Genomic DNA, 456 nt, shown 5'->3' with positions numbered 1-456 from the left:
ACCGACGAGTTCATCGCCACGGCCGAGGCCGCAGCGGCCGTCGGCAGCACCGCGGCGGTGTCCCAGCTGCTCGCGGAATGGCGGCACACCGCCGAGGTTCACGCCGATCCCGATCTGCATCGGATCCTGGCCGCGCCCAGCGCCGACGACTTCGGGCCGGTCACGCGCCCGACCGACGAGTGAGCGCGAAGCGCGGCGACCGCGCCGCCCCGCCACCCCGGCCAGGTGGGTACACCCTGCGGTTCGCCACCAATGACGCGGCCAAGGGCTGGGAGGAGCTGTGCCGGCAGGCTGCGGCCAACACTCGCGGCGCGTTCGACGCGATCGAGGCGCACCCCTGCCCGTCCCCGCCGACCAGCCGCCAGCACCCCCTCAAGGGTTCCCTCGCCACTGCGGTGCACAACGGTAGGGCCCTGCCGCAGTGGCAGTACGAGGTCACCGCCGGCGGCCGCGTCT

The 456-nt window shown here is 74.3% G+C and carries 1 protein-coding gene and 1 pseudogene; both read left to right on the top strand.

The window, feature by feature from the left end; all coding sequences use genetic code 11:
* Positions 1 to 183: pseudogene (locus tag F6X68_RS33220) on the top strand (hypothetical protein); the annotation flags it as partial.
* A partial coding sequence (locus F6X68_RS33215; protein WP_151457891.1) for a hypothetical protein occupies positions 180 to 456 on the top strand: 277 nt, incomplete at its 3' end. The pseudogene F6X68_RS33220 and the gene F6X68_RS33215, both read left to right, overlap by 4 nt.

The organism is Micromonospora sp. AMSO12t (genome assembly GCF_008806585.1).
GTDB classification, from domain to species: Bacteria; Actinomycetota; Actinomycetes; order Mycobacteriales; family Micromonosporaceae; genus Micromonospora; species Micromonospora reichwaldensis.
The sequence above is the reverse complement of the archived record's forward strand: the minus strand, read 5'-3'. Positions and strand labels throughout refer to the sequence as shown.